Raw genomic sequence first — 24,879 nt, 5'->3', positions numbered from 1 at the left:
GGTCAGGGCGCTGACTGCGGACGGCCGCCGGGGATTCGGGCGGGCGGGGATCAGGCGGGGGTCACCCGCGTGGTGTGGACGTCGATCCGGACGCTGTCGTCGTCCAGGCACTCGCCGGTGAGCAGGTCGAACCGCTGCTTGAGCAGCGGCGACGCGACGTAGATCCGGCCGTCCGGGGTGGAGCCGAGCAGGCCGCGGGAGAGGACGTACGCGCCGGTGAACGGGTCGCGGTTGGCGACGGCGTGCACCCGGCCGAGGTGGTCGCGGAACACCGCGGCCTGCCGCCCGTCCGGGAGCAGGGCGGCGACGCCGCGGCCCGGGACGAGCAGGGCCAGGTCGCAGAGCGGGGCCCAGGCCGTGCCGGCGAGCACCTCGACCACGGCGGTGGCCTCGAAGGGGTCGGCCGGGACGGCGAGATCGGTGGCAGTGGCGACGGTGGTCATCGGGCCTCCAGCAGGGGCGAGTTGTCGGGGTCGAGGCGGGCGAGCAGTTCGGCCTCGGTGGCGAGCAGCAGGAGGTCGGGCTTGACCTGGCCGCGCTCCGGGGTGAACCGGATGCTCGGGTCCTCGATACCGGGGGCGTTGACGAAGGAGACGAAGCGGCGCATCCGGTCCGGGTCGGCCAGCGTGGCGGCCCACTCGTCCTGGTAGTCGGAGACGTGGTTGGCCATCAGGGCCTCCAGCTCGTCGGCGATGCCGAGGCTGTCGTTGACGACGACGTCACGGACGTGGTCGAGCCCGCCCTCGATCCGGTCCAGCCAGGCGGAGGTGCGCTCCAGCCGGTCGGCGGTGCGGATGTAGAACATCAGGAACCGGTCGATGAGCTTGATCAGCTGCTCGTCGTCGAGGTCCTGGGCCAGCATGTCGGCGTGCCGGGGGGTGGCACCGCCGTTGCCGCCGATGTACAGGTTCCAGCCGTTGGAGGTGGCGATCACCCCGAAGTCCTTGCCGCGGGCCTCGGCGCACTCGCGGGCGCAGCCGGACACCGCCGACTTGAGCTTGTGCGGGCTGCGCAGGCCGCGGTAGCGCAGCTCCAGGTGGATCGCCATGGCGACCGAGTCCTGGACTCCGTACCGGCACCAGGTGGAGCCGACGCAGGACTTGACGGTCCGCAGGGACTTCCCGTACGCGTGGCCCGACTCGAAGCCGGCCGCCACCAGACGGGACCAGATCAGCGGCAGCTCGTCCACCGTGGCGCCGAAGAGGTCGATCCGCTGACCACCGGTGATCTTGGTGTAGAGGCCGAAGTCGCGGGCCACCTCACCGATCACGATCAGCTTCTCCGGGGTGATCTCACCGCCGGGGATGCGCGGCACGACCGAGTAGGAGCCGTTCTTCTGGATGTTGGCCAGGAAGTGGTCGTTGGTGTCCTGCAGCGCCGCCTGCTCGCCGTCCAGGACGTGGCCGGAGGCCTCCAGCTCGGGCGCCAGCGAGGCGATGATCGAGCCGACGGTCGGCTTGCAGACCTCGCAGCCCTCACCGCCGAGCCGCCCGTGCTCGGCCAGCAGCCGGCGGTGGGTGGAGATCCGCTTCACCCGGACGATCTCGTACAGCTCGGCGCGGGTCTGGCCGAAGCACGGGCACAGGCCCCGGTCGACCTCGACGCCGGACGCCTCCAGCTCGTCGGTGACGATCGTGGAGAGCAGCTTCACGCAGGAGCCGCAGCCGCTGCCGGCCTTGGTGCACTTCTTGACCTCGGGCACCGTGGTGCAGCTGTGCTCGGTCACCGCGTTGCGGACGGCGCCCTTGGTGACGTTGTGGCAGTTGCAGACCACCGCGTCGTCCGGCAGCGCGGAGCTGCCCAGCGAGACCGGCGCGCCCATTCCGGCGGGCAGCACCAGCGACTCGGCGGGCACCGGCAGCGGGATGCCGGTGCCGGCCAGCGGGCGCAGCGAGGAGTACGACTCGGCGTCGCCGACCAGGATGCCGCCGAGCAGCGCGCCCTCGGGCGTCACCACGAGCTTCTTGTAGATGCCGGAGCGGGAGTCGGAGTAGACGACGTCCAGCGCGCCGGGGGTGGTGGCGAAGGCGTCGCCGAAGCTCGCCACGTCCACGCCGAGCAGCTTCAGCTTGGTGGAGAGGTCGGCGCCGGTGAACGGCTTGTTGGCCTGTCCGGCGAGCTGCTGGGCGACGGTGATCGCCATCTCGTAGCCGGGGGCGACCAGGCCGTACACCCGGCCGTCCACGGCCAGCGCGCACTCGCCGATGGCGAAGACGTGCTCGTCGGAGGTGCGGCAGTGCTCGTCCACCGTGATGCCGCCGCGCTCGCCGACCGTCAGGCCGCAGTCGCGGGCCAGCTGGTCGCGGGGGCGGACACCCGCCGAGAAGACCACCAGGTCGGTGTCGAGGCTGCTGCCGTCGGTGAAGGTCATCCCGGTGGCGGCGCCCTCGGGGGAGACGATCACGGCGTTGGTGCCGATGCCGGTGTGGACGACGACGCCCATCTCCTCGATGGTGCGGCGCAGCGCGTCACCACCGGCCGGGTCCACCTGCACGGGCATCAGCCGGGGGGCGAACTCGACCACGTGGGTGGTCAGGCCGAGCCCCTTGAGCGCGCCCGCCGCCTCCAGGCCGAGCAGACCGCCGCCGACCACCGCGCCGACCCGGGAGCCCGCCGCGTACGCCTCGATGGCGTGCAGGTCCTCGATGGTGCGGTAGACGAAGCAACCCTCCGCGTCCTTGCCGTCGACCGGCGGGACGAACGGGTACGAGCCGGTGGCGAGCACCAGGGTGTCGTAGGAGATGCTGCGGCCGCTGGCGGTGGTGACGATCCTGAAGTCGCGGTCGATGGAGGTCGCCGGGTCCGAGAGGTGGATCTCGTAGCCGTGCTTCTCCGCGAAGCCGTCCTCGCCGAGCAGCAGGTCCTCGGGGGTCTTGCCGGAGAAGTACGAGGTCAGGGCCACCCGGTCGTAGGCGTGGCGGGGCTCCTCGGCGAGGACGACGACCCGGTAGCGGTCGGCGGCTCCGGCTTCGGCCAGGGCTTCCAGGAAGCGGTGGCCGACCATGCCGTATCCGACCAGGAGAACAGTCGGCTTGGTGGTGGTGGTCATCGGGTCCCTCCGGGGGTCGTGCTGCTCTGCGTGGTGGCGGTGAGCAGGTGGAGCGGGTGGGCTGACAGGGCCTCGTCGCCCTCCCAGGTGTGAGCCAGGGTGCCGACGGTGCCGAGATCGCCGAGCAGGACACCGCCGACCAGGCGGTCACCGCCCTGCTCGTCGCGGCGGACGATCACCTTGCGGTAGGTGCCGCGGGCGGCGTCGGCGAGGCGGATCACGCGGTCCTCGGGGGTGGACGGCTCGGTCTCCCCGAAGGCGGCGAGGTCGAGCGGTTCGTGGCCGGGGCCGGTCAGGGTCAGGCGGGTGAGCAGCCGGCTGCCGGAGTAGCCGGCGGAGCCGTCCGCGCTCCCGGTGCCGGTGGTGCCGGCGAGGTGGCGGGCCAGCAGGTCGGCCTGCTCCTGGGCGGGGCCGGCCAGGCCGTAGAGCACGCCGCGGTGCTCGGCGCAGTCACCGACCGCGTGGACGTGCGGGTCGCTGGTGCGCAGCCGGTCGTCGACGACGACGCCCCGGCGGGTCTCCAGGCCGGCCGCCTCGGCGAGGCCGGTGCGGGGGCGGACCCCGACGGCGACCACCAGCAGCCCGGCGTCCAGCCGGAAGCCGTCGGCGAGCTCGACGCCGGTGACGGTGCGGTCCTCGGTCAGCACGGACCGTACCCGGCACTCGGTGTGCACCTCGATGCCGAGGTCGGTCAGGTGCCGCCGGAGCAGCGCGCCCGCCTCGGGGTCGAGGTGGCGCTCCATCAGGTGCTCGCCCTGGTGGGCGAGGACGACGGCGACGCCGCGCGCCGCCAGTGCCCGGGCGGCGCTCACCCCCAGCAGACCGCCGCCGACCACCACGGCCTGCCGCACACCCGGCAGGTAGCCGTCGATGTCGGCGCAGTCGGCCATGGTGCGGAAGGCGAAGACACCGTTCGGCAGCTCGTGCCGGCCGCTGCCGGTCAGACTGTCGTCGAACAGGCCGCGCAGCGCGGGCAGCACCGGGTTGCTCCCGGTGGCGAGCACCAGGTCGCCGTAGCCGAGCGCCGAGCCGTCGTCGCAGAGCACCTGGCGCTGCTCCCGGTCGATCCGCACCACGCGGGCGTGGCGGCGTTCGACCTGCGGGGGCAGGGCCGCCAGGGCGGCGATCTCCGGTGCGTAGCGGCCCGCCAGCACCTCGGCGAGCAGCACCCGGTTGTAGGGCGCGTGCTCCTCCTCGGCGAGCAGCACGATCTCGCGCCGGGTGCCGTGCAGGACGAGCTGCTGGGCCAGTCGGTGGCCGGCCATCCCGGCGCCGACGACCACGATGCGGTCCGCTGGGGGAGTGTCGGTCGCTGTCATGCAATTGAGCATGCGAGACCGGTGTTTCCCGTCCGGGGCCGGTCTGTTTCGCGGGCGGAACGTTGACCTCAGCGGCGCCGTGAGCCCGGTGTGAGTCTGCGCGGAGCCCGTCACGGGGCGTGAGAATGCCGCCGCCGGCGTCGGCCGGCGGCGGCACGGGGCAGCCCTCGCGGGTCTCCTACGGCGCGCTCACGCCCTCGGCGGCGGCCTCCAGCCGCACCGCGCAGGCCTTGAACTCGGGCATCCGGGAGACCGGGTCGAGCGCCGGGTTGGTGTGGACGTTGGCGCTGCCCTCACCCGCCCAGTGGAACGGCATGAAGACGGTGTCGGGCCGGATCGCGGTGGTCAGCCGGGCGGGGGTGACGGTCCTTCCGCGTCGGCTCACCACCGCGACCCGGTCTCCGTCCCGCACTCCCAGCCGGTCGGCGAGCAGCGGGTGCAGCTCGACGAACGGGCCGGGGGCGGCGGCATTGAGGGCGTCCACCCGGCGGGTCTGCGCGCCGGACTGGTACTGGGCCAGCACCCGGCCCGTGGTCAGGCGCACCGGGTACTGTGCGTCCGGCTCCTCCGCGGCCGGCCGGTGCTGGACGGCGGTGAAGCGGGCCCGTCCGTCCGGCGTGGCGAAGCGCTCCAGGAACAGCCGGGGCGTGCCCGGGTGGTCGGCGGACGGGCAGGGCCAGAACACGCCGTCCTCCGCCGCGATCCGCTCGTAGCTGATGCCGGCGTAGTCGGCCGGCCCGCCCGCCGAGGCGCGGCGCAGCTCGTCGAAGGCCTTCTCGGCGTCGGTCGGGAACCCCTCGCCGTGGCCGAGCCGCGCCGCCAGGCCGTGCAGCACCTCAAGGTCGCTGCGCACGCCCCCCGGCGCGTCGACGGCCTTGCGGCGCAGGATGACCCTGCCCTCCAGGTTGGTCATCGTCCCGGTCTCCTCGGCCCACTGGGTGACCGGCAGGACGACGTCGGCCAGCTCGGCGGTCTCGGAGAGCACCACGTCGCTGACGGCCAGGAAGTCCAGCGAGCGCAGCCGCTCGGTGACATGGCTCGCGTGCGGCGCCGAGACGACCGGGTTGGAGCCCATCAGCAGCAGCGACTTCACCGCGCCGCCGAGGGAGTCCAGCAGCTCGTACGCGCTGCGTCCGGGCGCGGGCAGCGAGTCGGGGTCGACCCCCCAGACGGCGGCGACGTGCGCGCGGGCCGCCGGGTCGTCCAGCTTGCGGTAGCCGGGCAGCTGGTCGGCCTTCTGGCCGTGCTCGCGCCCGCCCTGCCCGTTGCCCTGGCCGGTGAGGCAGCCGTAGCCCGCGTTCGGGCGGCCGGCGTTGCCGGTGGCGAGGCAGAGGTTGATCCAGGCGCTGACGGTGTCGGTGCCCTTGGCCTGCTGCTCGGGGCCGCGCGCGGTGAGCACCATCGCGGTGGCGGCGTCGCAGAACAGCGCCGCGGCCTCGCGCAGCTGCGGCAGCGGCACGCCGGTGACCGCCTCGACGTGCTCGGGCCAGTGCGCCATCGCGGCGGCCCTGGCCTCCTCCCAGCCGGTGGTGCGGGCTGCGATGAACTCCTCGTCGGTGCGGCCGTCGGCGACCACCAGGTGCAGCAGGCCGAGGGCGAGGGCGAGGTCGGTGCCGGGGCGCGGGGCGAGGTGCAGGTCGGCGAGTTCGGCGGTGCGGGTGCGGCGCGGGTCGACGACGATCAGCGTGCCGCCGTTCTCCTGCAGCTCGCGCAGGTAGCGGACGAACGGCGGCATGGTCTCCGCCGGGTTGCCGCCGACCAGGATCACGCAGCCGGTCTTCGGGATGTCGGCGACCGGGAACGGCAGGCCGCGGTCCAGGCCGAAGGCCCGGATGCCGGCCGCCGCCGCCGAGGACATGCAGAACCGGCCGTTGTAGTCGATCGACGAGGTGCCGAGCGCGACCCGGGCGAACTTGCCCAGCAGGTAGGCCTTCTCGTTGGTCAGCCCGCCGCCGCCGAAGACGCCGACCGCGTCGCGCCCGTGCGCGCCGGCCGTCGCGGAGAAGCGCTCGGCGACCAGGTCCAGCGCCTCGTCCCAGCGGGCCGGCCGCAGCTGCCCGTCCCGGCGGATCAGCGGGGTGGTCAGCCGGGCACCGGGCGCCAGCACGGCGGCGGCGCTCGAACCCTTGCCGCACAGCGCGCCCTGGTTGACCGGGAAGCCGGGCCGTTCGACCACCGAGACCGGGACGGGGCCCTCGGCCGGGCGCAGGCCCATGCCGCACTGGAGGGCGCAGTACGGGCAGTGCGTGTCGGTGGTGGCGACGGCGTTGCTCATGCCGCCACCTTGCTACGGCGCTGTTTCGCCGCCACGACCCGTGCGTTACGACTGCCGCACACCTGCCTCACCCCGGAGGGCCCCCGCTGTGAGGGCAGGGAAACCAGTCGTGACCGCGGGGCAACGGGAGGGAAACAGCGGGCGGCCACTCTGGACGCATGACGCAGCCCACCTGGACCTCCAGCTCCTCGGACCTCCTCAGCGAGATCTCCCAGCAGTTCAACGCCCGGTCGGCCGCGCTCTGGTCCGGCCGCCCCGCCGCCCGGGCCCCCCGCGTCCTGCACTCCGCCCGGCGCCCGGCCCTCGTCCTGGTCGCGCACGGCTCCCGGGACCCGGCGGCCCTCGCCGAGATCCGCCGCCTGACCGCCGCCCTCCAGGGCGCCCGCCCCGAACTGGACATCCGCCTCGCCCACCTCGGGCTGAACGCGCCGCTGCTCCCGGACGTCCTGGCGGAGCTGGCCGGCCCGGTCGTCCTGGTGCCGCTGCTGCTCGGCCGCGGCTACCACGTCAAGGTCGACCTGCCCACCATGCTGGCCGCTGCCCCGCAGGTCAGCGGCATGATCACGGCCCCGCTGGGGCCGGACGGACTGCTCACCGAGATCCTCTACGACCGGCTGGCCGAGGCCGGCTGGACGGATCCCGCCACCGTGCGCGAGCGGCAGCGCCACGGACGCGACGCCGTCGTGCTGGCCGCCTCCGGCTCCCGCGACCCGGACGCGGCCACCGACACCGAGGCCCAGGCCCGGCTGCTCGCGGCCCGCCTGCACGTGCCCGTCCTGCCCGGCTACGTCGCGGCCGGCGGGCCGAGCGTCGCCGAGGCCGTCGCCCGGCTCAGGGCCCGCGGCTACCGCCGGGTCGCGGTGGCGGGCTACTTCACCGCCCCCGGCGACTTCGCCCGGCTGGCCGCCGCCGCCGGGGACTGGCTGACCAGCGCCCCGCTCGGCGCCCACGAGCTGATGGGCCGCCTCGTGCTCGCCCGCTACGAGCAGAGCCGGCTGTCCGCCGCGGCCTGAGCCCCGGGCGCCCTTCCGCGCGGCCGCCGGCCCTCGTGCGCGCGGGCGCGCCGTGGGAGGGTGTCGCCGTGAACTCCGCCACCGCGCAAGGGAAGAAGCCCGTCCGCACGCCGGACGTGCTCCGCTTCACCGTCGAGCTGATCGCCTGGACCGCCACCCCGTGGGCGCTGGCACCGCACTCCGTCCCGCTCGCCGTGCTGTCCGTCGTCGTGCTGATCGGCCTGCCGACGGTGTTCGCCACCCCGGGCGACAAGAGCCAGGTGCTGGTCGCCGTGCCCGGCGCCGGGACGATCGCCCTGGTGCTGCTCCAACTGCTCGCCGCCGTGGTCTCCTCCTGGGCGGCCTGGCCGCTGCCGGTCGCCGTCGGCGTGAGCGCCCTCGCGCTCGCCTGCGCGGTGGCCGAGCTGCCCCGCTGGCGCACCCTGCTCGCCGGGTAGCCGGGCGCGGTGCGGCAGCGCGCGGCACACCCCCGGTGTCCGACGGGCGGCGTACCGTGACAGGCATATGGATGACACCGCTATGGACGCCGCCGCGCACCGCACCACCGACCCGAACCCGTACGACGGCGCCGCCGAGGCCCGCTGGGTGCCCGAGCCGGACAAACGACCCGGCCGGACGGCCTTCCAGCGCGACCGCGCCCGGGTGCTGCACTCCGCCGCGCTGCGCCGCCTCGCGGGCACGACCCAGGTCGTTGCCCCGATGCGCAGCGACTTCCCGCGCACCCGCCTCACGCACTCGCTGGAGTGCGCCCAGGTCGGCCGCGAGCTCGGCGCCGCCCTCGGCTGCGACCCGGACCTGGTGGAGGCCGGCTGCCTCGCCCACGACATCGGCCACCCGCCGTTCGGCCACACCGGCGAGGAGGCCCTCGACCAGGCCGCCGAGGCCTGCGGCGGTTTCGAGGGCAACGCGCAGTCGCTGCGGATCCTGACCCGGCTGGAGCCCAAGCGCTTCGCCCCGTTCGACGAGACGCCCGCCCGGCTCGCCCCCTGGCCGGGCCGCAGCGTCGGCCTCAACCTGAGCCGCGCCGCCCTGGACGCCGCCACCAAGTACCCGTGGGTGCGCGGCGGCCACCCCGGCGACCCGGGCTCCGGCAAGTACGGCGTGTACGCCGACGACCTGCCGGTGTTCCGCTGGCTGCGGGCCGGCTCCCCGGCCGGCCGCAAGTGCTTCGAGGCCACCGTGATGGACTGGTCGGACGACGTCGCCTACTCCACCCACGACGTCGAGGACGGCCTCCAGGCCGGCCACATCGACCCCCGGGCGCTGCGCTCACCGGGCGAGCGCGCCGAGCTGTTCAAGGTCGCCGAACGGTACGCCCCGGACGCCGCCCCCGACGAGCTCTCGGCGGCCTTGGACCGCCTGCACGCCCAGCCCTGGTGGCCGCAGGCCTACGACGGCTCGGCCCGCGCCCGGGCCGGCCTGAAGGACCTCACCAGCCAGCTGATCGGCCGCTTCTGCCAGGGCGCCGAGCAGGCCACCCGGGCCCGCTACGGCCCCGGCCGGCTGACCCGGTACGAGGCCGAGCTGGTGGTGCCCCGCGACGTCCGCCTGGAGTGCGCGGTGCTCAAGGCCGTCGCCGTCCGGTACGTGATGCAGCGCGACGAGCAGGCGCAGCTCCGCACCCGGCAGCGGATCGTGATCGCCGAGCTCGCCGACGAGCTCACCCGGCGGGCGCCGGACGGCCTGGACGTGGTCTTCGCCGCACTCCACGAGGAGGCGGAGGACGACCGCGGGGCGCTGCGCGCGGTGATCGACCAGATCGCGACCCTCACCGACGCCTCGGCGCTCGCCCTGCACGCCCGCCTGCTCGGGCCGGCCCGGGCTTGATCACGCCAGGGAACCCGGCGGCGGGGACGTAGACTTCCGGGGTGGCCGGGCGGATCAGGGACGAAGACGTACAGGCGGTGCGCAGCGCGCTGCCCATCGATGTGGTGGTCGGCGACTATGTGCAGCTGACCAACGGGGGCGGCGGCGAGTACAAGGGCGTCTGCCCGTTCCACGACGAGAAGTCCGCGTCGTTCTACGTGAACCCGGCCAAGGGCGTCTTCCACTGCTTCGGCTGCCAGGAGAACGGCGACACCATCGCCTTCCTGATGAAGATCGAGCACTTCACCTTCGCCGAGGCCGTCGAGCGGATGGCCGCCCAGGCCAACGTCACCCTGCGCTACGAGGACGGCGGCTACAACCCCCGCCACCAGCAGGGCGAGCGCACCCGGCTGGTCGAGGCGCACAAGGTGGCCGCCGCCTACTACCAGGAGCAGCTGCAGTCGCCGGAGGCCGAGATCGGCCGCGCCTTCCTCGCCGAGCGGGGTTTCGACGCCGAGGCCGCGCAGCACTTCGGCGTCGGTTACGCGCCCGCCGGGTGGGAGCACCTGGTGCGCTACCTGCGCGGCAAGGGCTTCAGCGACAAGGAGATCCTGCTCGGCGGCCTGGCCTCGCAGGGCCAGCGCGGGGGTCTGATCGACCGCTTCCGGGGCCGACTGGTCTGGCCGATCCGGGAGACCGGCGGCGACGTGATCGGCTTCGGCGCCCGCCGGCTGCGCGAGGACGACACCGGGCCGAAGTACCTCAACACCCCCGAGACGCCGATCTACAAGAAGTCCAACGTGCTGTACGGCATCGACCTGGCGAAGAAGGACATCGCCAAGTCGGGCCGGGCGGTGGTGGTCGAGGGCTACACCGACGTGATGGCCTGCCACCTGGCGGGCGTGACGTCCGCGGTGGCGACCTGCGGCACGGCCTTCGCCGAGGACCACATCAAGATCATCCGCAGGCTGCTGATGGACACCTCCCAGTACCGCGGCGAGACGGTCTTCACCTTCGACGGCGACGCCGCCGGGCAGAAGGCCGCCCTGCGCGCCTTCGAGGACGACCAGAAGTTCGCCGCCCGCACCTCCATCGCCGTCACCCCCGACGGCATGGACCCGTGCGAACTGCGGATCGCCAAGGGCGACCAGGCCGTCCGCGAGCTGATCGACAACCCGACCCCGCTGTTCGAGTTCGCGCTGCGCTCCGCCGTCGCCCGGCACCGGGTCGAGACCGTCGAGGGCCGCTCCGCCGCCCTGCTGGAGGCGGCGCCGATCGTGGCCAAGATCAAGGACCGCTCGATCCAGCACGAGTACGCCGTCCAGCTCGCCGGCATGCTCGGCATCCTGGACGAGCAGTTCGTCGTCCGCCGGGTCGGCCAGCTCGCCCGCTGGGACCGCGAGAACCAGCAGGCCCCGCGCACCCGGCAGTACCAGCGCCCCGACGAACGGCAGCAGCAGCCCGTACAGCCCGCCCGCCCCGCCTACCGGCTGAACCCGCGCGACCCGGCCCAGTTCGTCGAGCGCGAGCTGCTCAAGCTCGCCCTGCAGTACCCGGCACTGGTCAGCCCCGCCTTCGACAACTACGGCGAGGACGAGTTCCCCACCCCGCCCTACACCGCCGTGCGCCGCGCGATCGGCCAGTGCGGCGGCGCCGCGTACGGGGCCACCCTGCCGGACTTCACCAAGACCGTCCGCGAGGGCGCCCCCGACGACCAGGTGCGCTCGCTGGTCACCGAGCTGACCGTCGAGCCCGTCCGCACCCGGCGCAAGCCGGACGAGATCTACGCGGGCGAGTTCCTGGTCAAGCTGCGCCTGCACGCCGTCGAGCGCCGGGTCGCCGAGGTCCGCGCCCAGCTCCAGCGGCTCGGCAACCGGGCCGCCCCGGAGGAGCTGCACGCGGTGCAGACCGAGCTCTGGCAGCTCCAGCAGTACGGCGACCAGCTGCGCAGCCGGGGCACCGCCGCGCTGTAGGGGCGGCCCGGGGCCCGGGCAGAAAGTACGCGCACGAGTCTCGGCCGGAGCATGTGGCGTACGCCACACTGGAGGACGTCCCAACTCCGTCCAGCGCGGGTCCGCCAGAGTCGCGCACGGCCCCTAGGGGATGCCCGTGGAGCTTGCCGCGACAGTCGGCCCTGCGCCGGACCGGATCCCCGACGGCCCGGACGGGCCCGAGGCCCCCGACGGCCCGGACGCGTTCGGGCCCGAACCCGAACCCGGCCCCGAACCCGGACCGCCCGACGAGGACGAGCCCGCCCCCGCCTCGCTGGACGCCGCCGCCGGCCCGTCCGCCGACCTCTTCCGCCAGTACCTGCGCGAGATCGGCCGGGTCCGCCTGCTCACCGCCGCCGAGGAGGTCGAGCTCGCCCGCCAGGTGGAGGCCGGCCTGTTCGCCGAGGAGTACCTCGACCGCCACCCCGGCACGGCCGACCGCCTCGCCGACGACCTCGACCACCTGGTGGTGCTCGGCCGGATCGCCAAACGCCGGCTGATCGAGGCCAACCTGCGCCTGGTGGTCTCCGTCGCGAAGCGCTACATCGGCCGCGGCCTGACCATGCTCGACCTCGTCCAGGAGGGCAACGTCGGCCTGATCAGGGCGGTGGAGAAGTTCGACTACACCCGCGGCTACAAGTTCTCCACCTATGCCACCTGGTGGATCCGGCAGGCGATGAGCCGGGCCCTCGCCGACCAGGCCCGTACCATCCGGGTGCCCGTCCACGTGGTGGAGCTGATCAACCGGGTGATCCGGATCCAGCGCTCACTGCTCCAGGAGCGCGGGGTGGAGCCCACCCCGGCCGAGATCGCCGCCGTCCTGGAACTCCCCGAGGCCCGGATCCACGAGGTGCTGCGCCTGGCCCAGGAGCCGATCTCGCTGCACACCCCGGTCGGCGAGGAGGACGACGTGGCCTTCGGCGACCTGATCGAGGACGCCGACGCCGCCTCACCCGTCGAGTCCGCCTCGTTCCTGCTGCTGCGGCGCCACCTGGAGGCCGTCCTGGCCACCCTCGGCGAGCGGGAGCGCCAGGTCGTGCAGCTTCGCTACGGCCTGGACGACGGACGCCCCCGCACGCTGGAGGAGATCGGGCACCTCTTCGGCGTCACCCGCGAGCGGATCCGCCAGATCGAGTCCAAGACCCTCGGCAAGCTGCGCGACCACACCTTCGCCGAGCAGCTCCGCGGCTACCTGGACTGAGCGCCGGCCCGGCCCTCAGTGGTGGAAGGCCTCCCTGGCCGGCACGCCGAGCTCCTTCAGCGGGACGGGCTGCTTCTTCAGCTCGGGCAGCAGCCGGGTGAGGTCGGCGAGCAGCAGGTCGGCCAGGTCGCGGGAGAAGCCGTTGCGGCAGACCACGCGCAGGACCGCGAGGTCGGTGCGGTTCTCGGGGAAGCTGTACGCGGGGACCTGCCAGCCGCGTTCGCGCAGCCGCCGGGAGACGTCGAAGACGTCGAAGGGGACGTCACCGTCGGTGGTGAACGCGAAGACCGGCAGTTCGTCCCCCCGGGTGATCAGCCGGAAGCAGCCGAGTGCCTCGATCTCGCGCGCCAGGTACTGCGCCACGTCGCGGGAGGCCTGCTGGACGGCCCGGAAGCCGTCCCGGCCGAGCCGCAGGAAGACGTAGTACTGGGCGATCACCTCGGCGCCCGGGCGGGAGAAGTTCAGCGCGAAGGTGGGCATCTCGCCGCCCAGGTAGTTCACCCGGAAGACCAGCTCCTCGGGCAGGGCGTCGTGGTCGCGCCAGAGCGCCCAGCCGACGCCCGGGTACACCAGGCCGAACTTGTGGCCGGAGGTGTTGATCGAGGCGACCCGGGGCAGCCGGAAGTCCCAGACCAGCTCCGGGTCGAGGAACGGCGCGACCATCGCGCCGGAGGCCCCGTCCACGTGGACGGGGATGTCGTGGCCGGTGCGCTGCTGGAGGTCGTCCAGGGCGGCGCAGATCTCCGCGACGGGCTCGTAGCTGCCGTCGAAGGTGGAGCCGAGGATGGCGACGACGCCGATGGTGTCCTCGTCGCAGAGCGCGAGTGCCCGCTCGGCGTCCAGGTGGTAGGTCTCGCCCTCCATCGGGGCGGTGCGGGCCTCCACCTCCCAGAACGTGCAGAACTTCTCCCAGCAGACCTGCACGTTGACGCCCATCACCAGGTTGGGCCGGGCCCCGGCCGCGTAGCGGTCGGCGTTGCGGCGCATCCAGCGGCGCTTGAGGGCGAGGCCGGCCAGCATGCAGGCCTCGCTGGAGCCGGTGGTGGAGCAGCCGACGGCGCCGGCCGGGTCGGGGGCGTGCCAGAGGTCGGCGAGGATCGCCACGCAGCGCCGTTCCAGCTCGGCGGTCTGCGGGTACTCGTCCTTGTCGATCATGTTCTTGTCGAGGCACTCGGTCATCAGGCGGGTCGCCTGCGCCTCCATCGACGTGGTCACGAAGGTGGCCAGGTTGAGCTTGGCGTTGCCGTCCAGCATGAGTTCGTCGTGGATCAGCTGGTACGCGGTGTCGGCCGTGACCGGGCCGTCCGCCAGCCGGTGCACCGGCGGGGCCAGTTCCATCGGCCCCAGTGGATCGGCCGTGCCGAGGAACGGGCTCACCGTCAGCCGTCGGTCGTCCTCGGCTCCCTTGTGCAGCGCCATGTCGTGGTCTCGCCCTTCACTCCGGTGGCCGCGTCCCGTCCCACGCTGCCACCGGTGGCCGGGTGACGCATCTTCAGCGCCGCCCGGCCGGGCCCGCGGTCAGGACGCCGTCTCCGGGTGGATCTGCTCGCGGGCCGCCGCGTACTGCCCGCGGACGGCCGAGCCGACCGGGAGGTCCTGCTCCTGGTCGGGGGTGGCGGTGACGGCCTGCGGCAGCTCCCAGTGCGGGGGCTCGGCGGTGCCGGCCAGGGCCCAGGCCGCCTGCCGGGCGGCGCCCCGGGCGGCGTGGTCACCCGGGGCGGGGACGACCACGGGGATCCCGAACAGCTGCGGGGCGATGGCCCGGACGGCGGGCAGCCGCCCGGCCGCGCCGAGCAGGAAGACCCGGCGGATCCCGACGCCCTTGGCGCGCAGCACGTCCAGCGCGTCCGCGATGTTGCAGAGCATGCCCTCGACGGCGGCCCGGGCCAGGTGCTGGGGGGTCATCGACTCGGCCCGCAGGCCGGTCAGGGTGCCCGCCGCGTGCGGCAGGCTGGGCGTCCGCTCGCCGTCCAGGTAGGGCAGCAGCACCAGCCCGTACGCCCCGGGGGAGGACTGCAGGGCCAGCTCGCTGAGCCCGTCCAGGTCGCGGCCGAGCATCGCGGCGGTGGCGTGCAGCACGTGGGCGGCGTTCAGGGTGCCGATCATCGGCAGGTGGCGGCCGGTCGCGTCGGCGAACGAGGCGATGATGCCGGAGGCGTCCACCACGGCCCGGTCGTGCACCGCGAAGATGGTGCCGTTGCCGCCCAGCGAGACGATCGCGTCGCCCTGGCCGAGGCCGAGCCCGAGCGCCGCCGCCATGTTGTCGCCGGTGCCGGCGGAGATCAGCAGGCCTTCGGGGGTGTGCCCGGCGGGCTCGGCGGGGCCGAGGACGTCGGGCAGCCGCAGTTCGTGGCCGAGCGCGAGCTTCACCAGGTCCTGGCGGTACTCACCGGTGATCGGCGACCAGTAGCCGGTGCCGGAGGCGTCGCCGCGGTCGGTGGTGCGCCGCTGCGGGTGGCCGAGCAGCTGCCAGACCAGCCAGTCGTGCGGCAGCAGCACCTCGGCGATCCGCCGGGCCGAGGCGGGTTCGAACTCGGCCAGCCAGCGCAGTTTCGCGATCGTGTAGCTGGCGGCGGGGACGGCCCCGATGGCCCGGGTCCAGCCGGCGGGCCCGCCGAGGGCGTCGACCAGCGCCGCCGCGGCGCCCGCCGCGCGCGGGTCGTTCCAGAGGATCGCGGGGCGGACCAGCACGCCGCCCGCGTCCAGGCCGATCATGCCGTGCTGCTGGGCGCAGACGCCGATCGCCCGGACGCCTTCCAGCAGGCCCCCGGCGGCGGCCTCGCCGAGCGAGTGCAGCCAGGACTGCGGATCGGTCTCGGTGGCCCGCGCGTCGGCGCCCTCGGGCGCCGGGTGCGGGGCCTTGCCCGCGCGCAGGACGGCGCCGGTCTCGGCGTCGCACGCGACGATCCTGGTGCGGTTGGTCGAGCTGTCTATCCCCGCGACGATGGCCATGTCGAGATCATGCCTCAGCGGGCGGCCGGATGCGGCCGGGCGGCACAAGTGTTGTCCACTCGGTACCGGTGGGTAGCAGGGGCCGCCGACAGCCGCGCGGCGCCCGCCGCCCGCCCGGCCGCCGTCCGTCCCCCGAGGGGGCCGTTCACGGGCGGAACGTGCCCCAGCTGTCGTCCTCGACCGGCTGGCGGTTGAAGTACGGCACCCGCTCGGTCAGCGAGTTCGGCAGCCGGTCGCCGACCTTGTCCGCGACGGCGCCCGCGGCCTTGCCGGCCGCTGCGCCCGCCTGGTGCTTGGCCTTGTCGGCCGCGCTCTGCACCTTGGGGTTCTGGGCGACCTGCCGGGCGGCCTTGGCGATCTGCTCGTAGCGCTGGCGGCCGGCCCGGGTGCCCAGGACGTACCCGGCCGCGACCCCCACGATGAAACTCAGTTTCCACATATTCGGTCTCCACCCTTCCTCGCGGACTGTGCCGCAGTGCTCTACCCGCCGTTCGCGGCGGCGAACCGTCCGTGTTCCCAGCATCCCCGTGCGGTGGGCCGCCCGCGCGCCGGGCGCGCCGGTCGGGGCCCGCGGACCGGTGCGTGGAAAGCGATTGGCGGACCACCCCCCTGAGTGCGCTAATGTATGACCCGCAGCAAGCGCCGAGGGGCCGGGAGACCGGAGGCCCGGGCAGGACGCTCAATCCCCCATAGCTCAATTGGCAGAGCAGCCGACTGTTAATCGGCAGGTTATTGGTTCGAGTCCAATTGGGGGAGCTCAGGAAGCCGGGCCCCAGGGCCCGGCCGCCTGGACGACGGTCCCGCGGTGTCGCGGTACGGTCACACGCACAATCCCGCATAGCTCAATTGGCAGAGCAGCCGACTGTTAATCGGCAGGTTATTGGTTCGAGTCCAATTGCGGGAGCTTCATCAGGTTCGTCCCTGATGAGTGCTCAGAGCGAAGGCCCCCCGGTCGACCGGGGGGCCTTCGTGTTTCCCGTCACCTCGCCCGTGCCCGGGCCGCCCGCCTCCGGGGCGGCCGTGGCCTGCCGGTAGAGGGCGGTCACCCGGTCGTCGAAGGTGATGCTGTACGAGGTCAGGGCGGTGTCCCCGCCCTCCTGGTAGCCGCCGATCACGCCGACCACCTCGCCGGCGCCGGTCACCCACGGGCTGCCGCTGGTGCCGTTCACGAAGCCGTCGCAGTCGAAGCGCTGCTGGGTGGGGCTCAGCGCGGACGTCCGGCCCGAGCAGGTGATCGGCTCCTCACCCCGGTTCGGGTAGCCGGTCACCGAGACGGCCTGCCCGGCTCCTCCGGCCCCGGCGAGGGCGTTCGCGCCGACCACGTCCTCGATCCGGCGGCCGCCCACCGGCGGGACGGTGAGGAACGCCACGTCGTACTCGGGGTCGGCGTCCTCCGTCCAGCGCGGATCGACCGTCATCGCGCTGACCGGCCAACTTCCGTACGGAGAGGCCCCGTTGCGGTACCCGGGGGTGAACACCAGATCCTCCAGCGGATCGGGCGGATCGGGCACGACGCAGTGCGCGGCGGTGACCAGCAGGTTGCGGCCGGGGCTGTGCACCACGCTCGCGGTGCACTCCCGCGGGCCCTGTGCGCTGCCGACCGACAGGGTGCCGACGCGGTCGCCCGCGTGGTCCGGCGGTGCGGTCCTGGCCCGGGGCGCGGGCGGGGCACCGTCGCCGCCGCCGTTCCCGCCGCAGGCCGCCGCCGTCAGCACCAGGGCCGCGAGCAGCAGGGCGGCTGCTCGGGCGGGCCGCCACCGGCGGGCGGGCCCTGCCGGGCGAAGCGCCATCGGGCTCCCCTCTCGTCCGTGCACCGGGTCTGCGTCGCAGGCCTCTCGGAAGATCTACCAGGCAGGGAGGCCAGGGCGCCACCAGCCACGGCCCGTCAGCCGGTCGCCCGGTCGTACAGGGCCTGCACGTCATCACCGAAGTAGCTGCTGTACGAGGTGTCCGGGGTGTCCCCGCCCTGCTGGTAGCCGCCGATCACGCCGACCACCGTGCCCGTCCTGGTGGCCGGGTCGAAGTCCGTCACCCAGGGGCTGCCGCTGGTGCCGCCGGTGTAGTCCGGGCAGTCGATGCGCAGTTGCGTCGGGCTCTGCTCGCCGGTGGTGTTGCTGCAGGTGATGGGCACCTCGCCGCTGCTCGGGTAGCCGGTCACCTTCACCGGCAGGTCGTAGCCCCGGTCGGTGCCCAGCCGGTTCGCGCCGAGCACCTGCTGCACCTGCAGCCCGCCCTGCGCCTGGACGACCGCGAAGGCGACGTCCAGATCCGGGTCGGCCGAGTCCTGCCAGCTCCGGCCGACCGTCACCGAGAGCAGGGGCCAGACGCCGTCGGGGGTGTCGCCGTCGCGGTAGCCGGGGACGAACACCAGCTCGCTGCGCCGGCCGAGCCCCGGGTCCCAGACGCAGTGCGCGGCGGTGACGATGAGGTTCTGGCCGGCGCTGTCCACGACGCTCGCGGTGCAGAAGTGGTCGCCGCCGGAGTTGTGCGTGAACACCGCCCCCACCAGCGCGTTCAACGCCGTGGGCCCGGCCGTCCGGGTCGTCCCCGGGTGCTCGGCCACCGCCGCGCGGATCCGGTCCCCGGTCCAGCCGTGCCCCGGCCCGGCGGTCGGGGAGGCGGTACCGGAGGCGGAGGCGGGGGAGGCGGCCGGTGTGTCCGGTCCGGCCGGGGAGGAGCAGGCGGCGCAGGCCAGGGCGAGCGCGCCCGCGCAGGCCCGGCCGGTGAGCTCACGTATCGTCATCCGCCGCCGTCCTCCCGCCCCGCCGGGCCGCCGGCCGGCCCTTGTCCGGTCCCAGGCTCCGGCCCGGGGCCGGCCGTGGCCACCGGGATTCGCCCGGACGGGGAGGGTGGTGCGGGTCCGCACCCGTGTGCGCCCCCGGCGCGCATCCCGGGTGATCGACCGGCTATGCTGCCCGGGACGGCCTTCCGGGGCCGTCTGCTGTTGCCTCACCCGGATCACCGGACGGGCACGGCGAACCGGGGCGGTAGCTCAGCCGGTTAGAGCAGGGGACTCATAATCCCTTGGTCGTGGGTTCGAGTCCCACCCGCCCCACTCTCAGATGTGATGAACCGTCCGAGAAGTACGCGCGCTGACCTGCGGGAACGTCCGGCCGCCTCGGCTTGTAGCCCACGTTAGCGCCTGCTGCGGACTCCCACACGTAACGCCACGAGGCCCATCCGTGGAATTTCCGTGGAAGTCCCGCAGGACTCACCCCTGAAGCCATGTCCGAGGCGCAGGGTCTCATGGCCGGACAGGGCCCCGCTGCGGGCCGCTGCGGCTCCCTCCGTCGTGGAACCGGAGGCGCACCGATCCGAGCCTCACGGAATCACCCATTCGGGGATCGCTCTTCGCTGACCTTCCCGGCACGCATCAGGTCGCGGGACGAGGACTTCGCCGAGGTCACCAGCCTGCTCGCGCCGGGCGGCGCCCGCCGCTGGACGCGGCCCGGGCGCTTCGGTCAGCGCAGGGCCTGCAACGCGTAGAGGGCGCCGACGCCGACGGCCAGGCCGCCGAGCAGCATCCGCAGCGCGGTCTCGGGCAGGCGGGGTTGCAGGCGGGCGCCGAGGTACCCGCCGGCCAGCCCGCCGAGTCCGCTGGCCAGCCCGAGCGTCCAGTCGGGTGCGATGTCGCCCTCGGCGACCAGGGCGAGCAGGGCGTAGGTGCCCGCGCCCACCAGCGAGGTGACGAAGGTGGAGGCCAGGGCCGCCGGGGCGACGGTGGCCACCGGCAGGCCCCGGCCCACCAGGACAGGCCCGAGGATCGAACCGCCGCCGATCCCGTAGATCCCGCCGACCGTTCCCACCGCCAGCGCGAGCGCGGTGGTCGCCCGCCGGGACGGGGGCACGGTGGCCGGCCGGGTACGGGCCGGGCGCAGGGTGCGGGCACACAGCCAGATGCCCAGAGGCAGTAGCAGGACCGCGACCAGGAGCCGGAAGACGCGCGGGCCGGGGACGGCGAAGACCCGCACGGCCGCGCCGATCACCACCCCGGGCACGGTGCCGGTGACCAGCAGCCGGGTCAACGGGCCCCCCAGGCTCCCGGCCCTCCGGTAGCGGGCCAGGGCGCCGGGCCCGGCGACGACGTTGAACAGCAGGTTCGTTGGCGTGACCGCCGGACTCGGCACGCCCAGCACACTGACCTGGACCGGCAGCAGGAACACCGCCCCGGACACGCCCACCGGCGCGGTCAGCGACGAAATCAGCAGCCCGGCGGTGAATGCGAGCAGCGGCGTGGACCAGGTCACCGCGCACTCCCCCCTCGACGGCTGGCCCGGCCAGTATCCGCTTGCCCGGCACGGGGCCGGCCTCCGGGTCGCGCAGCGCCCGCAGGCAGCCCGGCATCTCCGGCGGCAGGAAGGAGTGCTGGCCGAGCATGTTGACGTGGTGCCGCACGAACGGCGAGAGCCGCCTACGTCGCGCTCTTGGACGGCGAGAGCGGATGTCCCCGGGAACTGTCACGCAGGGGCTTCCGTGCTCTGGGCCTTCCGCTGCCGTGCTCGGCGCAGCGCGGTGAGCCGGCTGCCACCTACCGGGCGCAGCTCGGCGGCCTCGGCCGGTGCAGGTACCGGAGCTGGCACGGCGGCCGGGGTCGGCGCGGGGATGGTGGCGGGCCGTCCGGCGCGAGGCACAACACCTAGCGCGCGCTCGGCCAGCTCCCGCTGCTCCTCCTCGAAGATGTTCGTGTAGGTGTCCATCGTGAGCTGGTAGCTGCTGTGCCCCAGTTGCTCCTGGACGGCCTTGGGCTTGGACCCGCCGCGGTGCGCGATGCACGCCGCGCCGTGGCGAAGGCCGTGGAGGGTGATCGGCGGCAGGCCTGAGAGTTCGACGAGCCGCTTGAACCTCCGGGTGAGGAAGTCAGGGTGGTAGCCCTCGCCGTTCTCCTGGGTCCACACGAGCCCGGTTTCGACCCAGGCGGGCCCGGCCTTGAGGCGCTGAGCGAGTTGGCGGCTCCGGCGGTCGGTGAGGTTCTGATGGGCCTCGCTGTCGATCGGGATGATCCGCTCGGATCCGGCCTTGGGGTCGGCGCCGATCAGCTGGTTGGCGACGGAGATCACCTGGCGAGTGATGGCGACGGTCATGTCGTCGAGGTTCACCTCCGTCCACGGCAGGGCGCACGCTTCGCCCCGGCGCGGGCCTCGGAACGCGAGGAAGTGCCACAGGTCGTACAGTTCGTCGGCCTCGTGCCGGTCGAGGAATTCGCCGGTCAGCTCCGGCGTCCACACCATGACCTTGCTGGGAACCTCTCCTGTCTCCCGCCAGTGCGCAACGCGGGAGGCCGTCCACAGCATCGGCTTGATCCGGGACTTGCTGATCTTGATGAGCAGCGCCCAGTTCTTGGTGACCTCCTCCGCCTCGAATGCGTCCTGGAGGGCGGAGGACAGGGTGGCCCGGACCTTGTACTGGGTCGCCGAGTCGGTGATACGGCGGACCTTCTTGCGTTCGGCGGCGAGGAGTTCCCGGGCTTCGTGCCACGTGGCCCGCAGGGTCGGCCGGTCCTCCTTCGATCCGTCCCGCCACCGGCGGCGCTTCTCCTCGCAGTCGGACGTGAGCAGCGACACGTACTCGCGGTGGATCTGGGCGGTGATGTTGCGGTCGTTGATGCCCTTGAACATCGCCTCCAGGTCGTGCTTGCGCAGGTCCTTCCGGTCGATCTGGCCTATGAACGGGACGATGTGTAGCCGGATGTGCTCGCGGTACTTCTCCATGGTGGAGAGCGCGACGTCCTTCTTGTTGTCGGCCCATCGCTCCAGCCACTGGGCGACGGTCTCCTTGATCGTCACGTCGATGCCGGCGGTGTGCAGCTTCCACACTTTCTCGGCTTCCTCGGCGGCCTTGTCTTGGGTGCGGAAGCCGGAGCGGCGGTACCGGGTCGGCTCGGCCTGGCCGGGGGTGTCGAGAAGCAGAAAGTAGGACCAGACGCCGTGTCCGCGCCTTTCGAGCTGAGGGCAGGCGGAGCCGAGTTCGCCGGTCTTGTGGCTGCCTTCGCTGTCCAGGATGGGCTTGCCCTTGTTCGGGCCTCGCCGGTGGTAGAGCAGGCCGGTGCAGTAGCACCGCTTGTAGGTCCTGTCTTCGAACATGTGAGCGAGTCCTTGCCTTTCCCTCAATGGTGCGATTTGCGCCGGGTCGCTACCTAGTGTTACTCGAATGTGCGTTCTATTATGTCGAAAGTTGGGCGCCTTGTATACGCATGACCCTTTACTGGTAAGCAAGTTGGTCGCATTGAGCCTGTCGACTCGCTCAAATGTTCGATTAACTGTTGTGCAGGGAAACGCGCTATCCTGAACTTTCCGTCGTTGTCCATCGCTGTTGTTGTTGCGTTGGTGAGGGCGGGCCAGGTTGGCGCGGGGGAGATCGCGACGACCCATGGACAGTGGCAAGACCAACCAGGTCGAGGTGTCCGAGGAGCGCGGCATGACGGCGCGGGAGGTCCTGGACCTTCCGGTGACCATCAGTGTCGTGACTGCTGCTCGGGTGCTCGGAATGGGACCGAACAAGGCATATTCGCTGGTCAGGAGCGGGGACTTCCCCGTGGACATGATCACGGTGGGCGGCACGAAGCGCGTGTTGACCTCGGCCCTGTGGCGGTTCCTCGGGCTGGATGGACTTGCCTTGCAACGATGACTCCGCCGCCAACGTGATGGAAGATCATGGGAAGTCCTCCATCACGTTGGCGGCCGGTATTGACGGGTAGGAGCCGATGCCACCGAGACAGTTCGGGTTCGCTGATTCCAGCCGGGAGACCCTGCACGAGAAGGAAGCAGGGATCACTGCTGAGGCCGCGCACCTCAGCGCCGCCGGCGCGAACGACGCTGCCGTGGCAGCGTTCCTCACCAAGGCCGGGTTCGTGGGAACGCTCGGCTCCCGCTTCACGTCGCAGACCGCAGGCCGGCTGCTGACGAACCCGGCCATCGCTGGGTTGAAGAGGGACGCGGCCGGGGAACTGGTTCCGGCCGGGCACCCGTCCATGATTACGCCCGAGCTGTTCGCGGCGCTGCTGGAGATGCGCCCGCCCAAGCCTCGCGCCGAGGACTTCGACTACATGCTCACCGCGGCCGACCTCGTCGTGTGCGGCCGGTGCGGGACTCCGCTTGTCGGCCAGCGTTCGTCGTCGGGCCAGCCCGGGTACTCCTGCCCGGACGGGCCGCGCCAGGACCGGCCCGGCAACTGCGGCCGGGTTCGTTGCAACGCGGGCCTCCTGGAAGACCACGTCGGCGAGCAGATCCTTGCCCGCCTGCTGCTGCCCGCGACGCAGGCCGACCTGGAGAAGACCCGCCAGCTCTTGGCCGGACAGCTGGACGCCGACCGCCTTCGCGTGACCGAGATCGAGGCGTCCATTCAGGAGCTGGCTGCGATGGTGGTCCGCCGGGACCTCCAGGCCAAGGACCTGAAGAAGGCGAAGGCCGAGGCGGCCGACGAGACGCGGCAGCTCAAGCGCCGCATCCGCTCGGCCGAACAAGCGGTGGCCGCCCCGGTGGCCGGAAGTGTGGACGAGCTGGTCGAGTGGTGGAACACGTCCTCCGCGGAGGCTCGGCGAAGCCTGGCGATCCTTATGTTCCACCGCATCGACGTCCACCCGGCAGGGAAGGGCACGCGCAGCATCACGCCGGGCCGGGTCGTGCTGTGGTGGCGCAATGAGGCACCTCCGGGGCCGATCGTGCTGACTGGGTGAGCGGCAGGGCGCGGGAGGCCCGGCCGGAGGCGGCCGTTATGGCTTCAGCGCGGAGAACAGCGGGCGGGCGAGGGAGCTGATGGCTAGCCCGGAGAGCGAGCACAGCAAGCCCGGAGAGCGAGCACAGCAAGAACAGGCCAGAGGAAAGGCTGCTCAGGTTCTCTCCCACCCCCGGGTCCCACGCCAGGCCGAACACCTGCTGGGCGGCGACGAACGCGGTCCCGGCTGCGCCGTAGATGACACACGCCACCCCGCCGGCGGCGAGAAGGGCCTGACCGAGGCCGAGGGTGCGGTGCCCTGCGCTGCGCAGGTTCGCGCCAGCGAGCGTGCCGGCGTCGATGGCAGTGGTGGCGCCCACCCACAGGCTGTAGAGGTACACCACCAGGAGGTAGGCGGCAACGCCGCGGTCAGTGGCGAATGAGCTGGTGAAGTCGAGGCTGCTCCGGTTGGCGACGTAGAAGATTGCGGACGCGGTGAACGCCACGGCACCCGCCACGGCGATCCGTAGTAGTGCCGCGTTCTTGCGGGAGTCCACCCCGTGGGTCCACTCGGTCATTGCGGAGCGCAAACCGACAGCCAGGCCGATCCCGCACAGGTGCGCGCCGAGGCGGCCGGCGTTGTCGATGCGGGTCACCTGTTCGACGAGTTCCGCTATGGCGGGTACGGCGCACAGGCTTGCGATCACAGACATGACGGAGCCGAAGGCCAAGCTCCCGGGCAGGTGCCGGCACGGCCCCGGGCCTCCGGGACCACCTGCATGGACCGCTGCGGCGCCGAACAGCAGGGTGCTGATCAAGGCCACTCCGGCAGTGACGCTGAAGATCGCTGCGTCCACGTCGTATCACCACTTGATTCGTACGGGCCGACACATCGGGTGTGGGCCGCTAGTCGTAAAGGGAGTAAATGGACTGGCGACTTGCCTCGGCGGCCTCGGTCCGTGACAGCCGGCCGCGGCGCTTCGTCTCCGGGCGCGCGGGGGCTTCAGGGTGAGCGGCAGGCGTGTCCTGCACGGCCATGCCTCGGACCTCGCGCAGGGCGCGGGCCGCCTGTAGCAGCCCGTCGGCGCCCGAGTCCCCGAGGGGAGCGATCAAGCGAAGCGCCTCTCTGACCTCGTCGTGCCTGTAGTACACCTCCAGCGATTCCAGGTCGTGAGGCCCTGGGAGGAGGTATGCAGGCGGGCAGTCGAAGGCTTGGGCCAGCCCGAGAATCGTACGGCACGGCGGGTTGGATTTGGCCCCGCTGAGAGTGTCGTGAATCACTGTGTGGTCAATGATCGAATTGCCGTCGTTGTCCTTTGCGCGGGCCGCAAGGGTGCGAGTGCTCGGCGGCTTGGAGCCACGGAAGGTGAGACGTTCACGGAGGAAGGCGAGCTTCGCAGCCAGGCTTCCTTCCGGAGGTGGCTCATAAATGGCCGACATAAAGATCCTTTCTGCGAGCGCCGCTCCCCTGCGCCGGGTTGTTGGCGGCCACCAACAGTGGGAGGTATCACACGCTCCCGCTTCGCGGATATCGGGATTTTGACAGCTTCATTGGTTCGGATGCAAGCTATGTGCCTGCCGCCGGTTGCCCGGCGGTCACCTGTGGGCCCCCGGGGACGGATC

At 72.8% G+C, this 24,879-nt stretch carries 20 protein-coding genes and 3 tRNA genes; 10 read left to right on the top strand and 13 right to left on the bottom strand.

Annotated features, from left to right (window positions below):
* Window positions 1-50: 50 nt before the first annotated feature.
* From ACFUK0_RS01605 to ACFUK0_RS01590, 4 genes are all read right to left on the bottom strand, one after another.
* The gene (locus ACFUK0_RS01605) at window positions 51-443 is read right to left on the bottom strand and encodes a nitrite reductase (NAD(P)H) small subunit (RefSeq protein ID WP_380245977.1); all 393 of its coding nucleotides are present in this window, start codon (window positions 441-443) and stop codon (window positions 51-53) included.
* Entirely contained in the window at window positions 440-3,049 is a 2,610-nt protein-coding gene (nirB, locus tag ACFUK0_RS01600) for a nitrite reductase large subunit NirB (protein WP_380245976.1), read from the bottom strand. The genes ACFUK0_RS01605 and nirB overlap by 4 nt, the downstream gene beginning before the upstream one ends.
* Complete coding sequence (locus tag ACFUK0_RS01595; protein ID WP_380245975.1) at window positions 3,046-4,368, bottom strand: NAD(P)/FAD-dependent oxidoreductase; 1,323 nt, start codon at window positions 4,366-4,368, stop codon at window positions 3,046-3,048. Before ACFUK0_RS01595 ends, nirB begins: the two co-directional genes overlap by 4 nt.
* A 178-nt stretch (window positions 4,369-4,546) precedes the next feature.
* Window positions 4,547-6,643 (bottom strand): molybdopterin oxidoreductase family protein, encoded by a 2,097-nt coding sequence (locus ACFUK0_RS01590; protein ID WP_380245974.1) that lies wholly within the window; start codon window positions 6,641-6,643, stop codon window positions 4,547-4,549.
* 158 nt (window positions 6,644-6,801) lie between these two features.
* Between ACFUK0_RS01590 and ACFUK0_RS01585 the strand changes: the two genes are divergently transcribed.
* The 5 genes from ACFUK0_RS01585 to ACFUK0_RS01565 all read left to right on the top strand — a co-directional run bounded on the left by ACFUK0_RS01585 (window position 6,802) and on the right by ACFUK0_RS01565 (window position 12,654).
* Entirely contained in the window at window positions 6,802-7,656 is an 855-nt protein-coding gene (locus ACFUK0_RS01585) for a sirohydrochlorin chelatase (RefSeq protein WP_380245973.1), read from the top strand.
* Window positions 7,657-7,724: 68 nt separating this feature from the next.
* Window positions 7,725-8,093, top strand: a complete 369-nt coding sequence (locus tag ACFUK0_RS01580; protein ID WP_380245972.1) for a hypothetical protein — start codon at window positions 7,725-7,727, stop codon at window positions 8,091-8,093.
* A 67-nt stretch (window positions 8,094-8,160) separates the two neighbouring features.
* Entirely contained in the window at window positions 8,161-9,483 is a 1,323-nt protein-coding gene (locus tag ACFUK0_RS01575; RefSeq protein ID WP_380245971.1) for a deoxyguanosinetriphosphate triphosphohydrolase, read from the top strand.
* 41 nt (window positions 9,484-9,524) lie between these two features.
* The gene (gene dnaG, locus ACFUK0_RS01570; protein ID WP_380245970.1) at window positions 9,525-11,435 is read left to right on the top strand and encodes a DNA primase; all 1,911 of its coding nucleotides are present in this window, start codon (window positions 9,525-9,527) and stop codon (window positions 11,433-11,435) included.
* A 175-nt stretch (window positions 11,436-11,610) separates the two neighbouring features.
* Complete coding sequence (locus ACFUK0_RS01565) at window positions 11,611-12,654, top strand: RNA polymerase sigma factor (protein ID WP_380246078.1); 1,044 nt, start codon at window positions 11,611-11,613, stop codon at window positions 12,652-12,654.
* A 15-nt stretch (window positions 12,655-12,669) separates the two neighbouring features.
* On the opposite strand, the gene ACFUK0_RS01560 is transcribed toward ACFUK0_RS01565, so the two are convergent.
* From ACFUK0_RS01560 to ACFUK0_RS01550, 3 genes are all read right to left on the bottom strand, one after another.
* Complete coding sequence (locus ACFUK0_RS01560) at window positions 12,670-14,073, bottom strand: glutamate decarboxylase (RefSeq protein WP_380245969.1); 1,404 nt, start codon at window positions 14,071-14,073, stop codon at window positions 12,670-12,672.
* A gap of 99 nt (window positions 14,074-14,172) precedes the next feature.
* Window positions 14,173-15,606: an FGGY family carbohydrate kinase gene (locus ACFUK0_RS01555; protein WP_380245968.1), complete on the bottom strand. Its 1,434-nt coding sequence runs from the start codon at window positions 15,604-15,606 to the stop codon at window positions 14,173-14,175.
* 145 nt (window positions 15,607-15,751) lie between these two features.
* On the bottom strand, window positions 15,752-16,045 hold the full coding sequence (locus tag ACFUK0_RS01550) for a hypothetical protein (RefSeq protein WP_380245967.1): 294 nt from the start codon (window positions 16,043-16,045) through the stop codon (window positions 15,752-15,754).
* A 244-nt stretch (window positions 16,046-16,289) separates the two neighbouring features.
* On the opposite strand from ACFUK0_RS01550, the gene ACFUK0_RS01545 reads away from it, so the two are divergent.
* Window positions 16,290-16,362: transfer RNA gene (locus ACFUK0_RS01545), tRNA-Asn, on the top strand.
* 75 nt (window positions 16,363-16,437) lie between these two features.
* A tRNA-Asn gene (locus ACFUK0_RS01540) sits at window positions 16,438-16,510 on the top strand.
* A 28-nt stretch (window positions 16,511-16,538) separates the two neighbouring features.
* Here the strand turns inward: ACFUK0_RS01540 and ACFUK0_RS01535 are convergent.
* Entirely contained in the window at window positions 16,539-17,396 is an 858-nt protein-coding gene (locus ACFUK0_RS01535) for a trypsin-like serine peptidase (RefSeq protein ID WP_380245966.1), read from the bottom strand.
* 95 nt (window positions 17,397-17,491) lie between these two features.
* Complete coding sequence (locus ACFUK0_RS01530) at window positions 17,492-18,349, bottom strand: trypsin-like serine peptidase (RefSeq protein WP_380245965.1); 858 nt, start codon at window positions 18,347-18,349, stop codon at window positions 17,492-17,494.
* A gap of 238 nt (window positions 18,350-18,587) precedes the next feature.
* Between ACFUK0_RS01530 and ACFUK0_RS01525 the strand changes: the two genes are divergently transcribed.
* Window positions 18,588-18,661: transfer RNA gene (locus ACFUK0_RS01525), tRNA-Ile, on the top strand.
* A 406-nt stretch (window positions 18,662-19,067) separates the two neighbouring features.
* Here ACFUK0_RS01525 and ACFUK0_RS01520 read toward each other — a convergent pair.
* Both ACFUK0_RS01520 and ACFUK0_RS01515 read right to left on the bottom strand, forming a co-directional pair.
* Window positions 19,068-19,853 carry a TSUP family transporter gene (locus tag ACFUK0_RS01520; protein WP_380245964.1) on the bottom strand — a complete coding sequence of 262 codons (786 nt, stop codon included), beginning with the start codon at window positions 19,851-19,853 and terminating at the stop codon, window positions 19,068-19,070.
* A gap of 210 nt (window positions 19,854-20,063) precedes the next feature.
* On the bottom strand, window positions 20,064-21,686 hold the full coding sequence (locus ACFUK0_RS01515; protein ID WP_380245963.1) for a tyrosine-type recombinase/integrase: 1,623 nt from the start codon (window positions 21,684-21,686) through the stop codon (window positions 20,064-20,066).
* Window positions 21,687-21,972: 286 nt separating this feature from the next.
* Here ACFUK0_RS01515 and ACFUK0_RS01510 point away from each other — a divergent pair, with 286 nt between their 5' ends.
* Together ACFUK0_RS01510 and ACFUK0_RS01505 are read left to right on the top strand one after the other, a co-directional pair.
* Window positions 21,973-22,230 (top strand): DNA-binding protein, encoded by a 258-nt coding sequence (locus tag ACFUK0_RS01510; protein WP_380245962.1) that lies wholly within the window; start codon window positions 21,973-21,975, stop codon window positions 22,228-22,230.
* Between the two features lie 76 nt (window positions 22,231-22,306).
* A complete protein-coding gene (locus tag ACFUK0_RS01505; RefSeq protein ID WP_380245961.1) occupies window positions 22,307-23,278 on the top strand; it encodes a recombinase zinc beta ribbon domain-containing protein in 972 nt (323 codons plus the stop codon).
* On the opposite strand, the gene ACFUK0_RS01500 is transcribed toward ACFUK0_RS01505, so the two are convergent.
* Window positions 23,208-24,113 (bottom strand): hypothetical protein, encoded by a 906-nt coding sequence (locus ACFUK0_RS01500; protein WP_380245960.1) that lies wholly within the window; start codon window positions 24,111-24,113, stop codon window positions 23,208-23,210. The two genes, ACFUK0_RS01505 and ACFUK0_RS01500, sit on opposite strands and share 71 nt — an antisense overlap.
* Window positions 24,114-24,162: 49 nt before the next feature.
* Window positions 24,163-24,696 carry a hypothetical protein gene (locus ACFUK0_RS01495; protein WP_380245959.1) on the bottom strand — a complete coding sequence of 178 codons (534 nt, stop codon included), beginning with the start codon at window positions 24,694-24,696 and terminating at the stop codon, window positions 24,163-24,165.
* Window positions 24,697-24,879 lie beyond the last annotated feature (183 nt).

Source organism: Kitasatospora sp. NPDC057223 (assembly GCF_042669755.1).
Classification (GTDB): Bacteria; Actinomycetota; Actinomycetes; order Streptomycetales; family Streptomycetaceae; genus Kitasatospora.
The sequence above is the reverse complement of the archived record's forward strand: the minus strand, read 5'-3'. Positions and strand labels throughout refer to the sequence as shown.